Source organism: uncultured Veillonella sp. (genome assembly GCF_915069625.1).
Lineage (GTDB): Bacteria > Bacillota > Negativicutes > Veillonellales > Veillonellaceae > Veillonella.
On record NZ_CAJZFD010000186.1, the window covers coordinates 1 to 3,499 of the forward strand.

At 39.1% G+C, this 3,499-nt stretch carries 3 protein-coding genes; 2 read left to right on the forward strand and 1 reads right to left on the reverse strand.

Annotation, left to right across the window (positions count from 1 at the left end; all coding sequences use genetic code 11):
- The first annotated feature begins 140 nt into the window (after positions 1-140).
- On the forward strand, positions 141-692 hold the full coding sequence (locus QZ548_RS08545; protein WP_005385443.1) for a TIGR01440 family protein: 552 nt from the start codon (positions 141-143) through the stop codon (positions 690-692).
- Positions 693-701: 9 nt separating this feature from the next.
- Positions 702-2,543: an LPO_1073/Vpar_1526 family protein gene (locus QZ548_RS08550; protein ID WP_005385444.1), complete on the forward strand. Its 1,842-nt coding sequence runs from the start codon at positions 702-704 to the stop codon at positions 2,541-2,543.
- 150 nt (positions 2,544-2,693) lie between these two features.
- On the opposite strand, the gene QZ548_RS08555 is transcribed toward QZ548_RS08550, so the two are convergent.
- Positions 2,694-3,419, reverse strand: coding sequence for a Crp/Fnr family transcriptional regulator (locus QZ548_RS08555; protein WP_005385445.1), 726 nt, complete (start codon positions 3,417-3,419; stop codon positions 2,694-2,696).
- Positions 3,420-3,499 lie beyond the last annotated feature (80 nt).

Below are 3,499 nucleotides of genomic sequence, written 5' to 3' on the forward strand. Positions count from 1 at the left end.
AATAAATAAAACTACTTTTATAATTACTATAGTCTTATGTAATGTTCACTTGTATTGCGTAGAGTAAAGTCTACCGATTCTGTCCATTTTGTGATAATATACATATAGATTTATACATTCAAAGTGAGTGAGGCGATATCATGACTTCTGTAGAAACTATTCGTCAGTCAGTGCGCACAGCGATGGCTGAATTACTCGATTTGGCAAAGGTTCGAGAAGGTCAATTGTTCGTTGTGGGCTGTTCCACTAGCGAAGTTATGGGTAAGAAAATAGGTACTGATTCCCACATTGATGTGGCTCAGGTCTTATTTGATGAAATATATAAAGCTGTTAAAGCTAAAGGTCTTAATTTGGCGGTTCAATGCTGTGAACATATTAACCGTGCGCTTGTTATGGAACGTAGCGCGGTAACATGGGAGGAAGAGGTTAATGTAGTGCCTCAACGTCATGCAGGTGGAGCTATGGCAGTTACTGCTTATGAACGTTTTGAAGATCCAGTAATGGTTGAATTTATTAAAGCTGATGCTGGTATCGATATTGGGGATACTTTTATAGGCATGCATATGAAACATGTTACCGTACCAGTGCGCCTCAGCATTAAAGAAATTGGTGGGGCCCATGTAACAGCTTGTCGTGTTCGACCTAAGAGCATTGGTGGTGAACGTGCTGCATATAATGAAGCGTTGATGTAGGGGGTTAGTATGTCAAACGTAATACCGTATTTTGTATTAGCCGTTGTGGCGCTCGGATTTTTTGCTATTTGTTACGCTGTTTTTAATCGTAATGATGGTGAAAGCCAAGCGAAACATGAGCATCGTGATAGATCTGTTACTAAGCCTAATGATGAACATCATAAAGAAAAATCGCTTAATGAATCCAAGGTTGGGGATGTAACGGTTACACATGAAGGTGGAACCAATGTATATACAGCCTCCATTATGGATGACAATAAGGATTCCGAAGCTTCTGAATCTATGGTGGATCATGAAGATACATCCTATAATCGACGAGATGGGAATCAATTACATGTTGAAAATTCCTCTACAGGATATTCATTAGCATTAGGTCATCAAGCAGAGTCAACTCAGACAGAGTCTGGTAAACCAATCTTGGAAGAACAGGAAACTGTTCAAGATTCAACTGTTTCTGGCGAATCGACTCAACAAGAATCTGTTTCCCAAGAGGTGCCAGTATCTAGTCCAATAGCACCTAGTATGGATGAAACCATTGTAATGCCCGCTGTTTCAGATAATAGACTTCAAAATGTTGAGCATAATGCTACTCCATTGATGGATAAGACTATTGTTCTCGATGCCGTAACAGATGAACTGCGCAATCGAGCTAATTCCGTAGAGGATACGATTGCTATGGGCGAATCTGTAGAAGCCTTAGAAGCTGATGAAGCTGAGAATTTAGATGTTACGCAAATGATTGGTGGTGCCGACGAGGTACAAACAGTAGAAGGTCCATCTGTATTGGATGAAACACGCTTGTTTGACGCTTCTGAAATAGAAGCTCAATTGGCGGCAGCTAGTATGGTTGAAGAAGAGGTACCTACAGGGCAATGGGCTAAAGCAGCACATGAAGATAAATGTGTTGAGTTAGCGATTGCACCATTTGTTCATGCTTTTGGTGTATTACATGGCGATACACAACATTATGTGGAATCCATTACAAGAGATGCGTTAGCTGCTCTTAATATTACAAAGTTAGCTGAAGTCAACGCACTTCTTGATAATATTGTAATTCAAGAAGCACTAATGAGCATGCAAAAGGCTTATGCTGCTACGAATACAGAGTGGATGAAATCCGCTGCGCTAGGCGCATTCCTAGATGTAGTACAATCGCCTAAGTCTAGTACGCCGTACCTTGTAGCCTTTGATGCATTACGCGTATTGCCACATTTAACGCTAGGTCATTTCCAAGTCATGGCATTGACCCTATTATTACAATACTCTAGAAACTCTAATAACTATGGATTGATTCACTTCCAACATTATGTAGAAAAATATATTGAGCCATTCATTTCTGATTTGCCTCAAAACAATTCTTTCTACCGCCAGCTAGACTATTTACGCTGTACGCAAGAGGAACGCGAACCAATTACATTAGCTCAAGTGTTATCCAATTCCTATCCATTTGTGTTCAACTATCGTGGCTTCTCCAAGGAGGAACTCTTCCGTGCTACTGATGGTCATGGCGTTGATCCACGTTATGTGGTGCGTAGCTTGAATTCCAATCTTTATAAATTGGCGTTAGTTGACGAGTCTTTAGCACCTCGTTTCTTTAGACAAACTCGTATTTCTGATTCTATGGTTCAACGTGATCTCATTGCGCTTATGAAGAGTAAACCGACTGCTTTCAGAGGTCAAGAAGCACGTGATATTATGGATGATATTTCTCCAGTTCTACTAGATTTAGCGGATGTATTTGATCATACGCCGATGTCTAAAATCAGCTTAACATTGCTTGGCCTTTACTTAGGCCGTGCTCATGTGAAAGCAACTATTGGTGAAGAATTCGATTTATCTCATTGGTTCTAATAACCAAAGAAAATAATTAAACTATAAAAGGTCTCCCTAGATGATCTAGGGAGACCTTTTTCGTTTGATTATATGTTAGAACGAATAATTGTATTATTTATTAGAAACGACGATTTGATTACATTTTAAAAACGATAGGGCGATTACATGTTAGAAACTATTAAAACCAAATTCTTCAATTCCTTCAATATCTTTTAACGTTACCGTGCGACCTGTAATATCTATAATGCCTTCATCGCGAAGTCGACCGAGCTCACGGCTAAGTGCTGTGCGAGATACATTGAGTACTTCTGCCATTTGCTCACGGTTATGTGGCAAATGGATTGTTGTAGACTGCTGACGTTTATAAATGTCTGTTAAGTACGCGAAAATCTTCTCGCGCATACCTTTCAAGGTAAGATAATGAACCTTTCTTGTAAGGAGAATAGCTTTTTCAGACAAGTCCTCCAATAGGTTGGACAAAATTTTTGTTTGGCATTGTTGGCAATCAGGCAATGTATCAATAAATGTTTCAAGAGGAATGAACATAATTTTACTAACCTTTGTAGCTTTAATCGTAGCAGGCCATAATGGTTGTTTACTAAATAGCAATGCTTCACCAAAAATATCAGATTGTTCAAGGTTAGCCATAATAACGCGTTGGCCCATAACATTTTCCCGTGTCAGTAACGCACTGCCTTCGAGAATAACGCCAATGCCTTCCATAGGATCCCCAGAGAGGGCAATAAAATCATTTTTCTTATAGCTATGTACAATAACCTTTGCATTATGTAAATAGCTGCGTAGTTCAGGTTCGCCCAACTTATTAAATAAAGGGCATTTAATTAGGGTAGGTAGATATTGGTTGATAATGTCGTTTGAAAGTATTTGCTTCATGGTCGCCTCCGATGTGACGAAGTCTATAGTAAATTAAATTGATTATTGTATAATAATAGTATAAGGTCAAATGACCTACC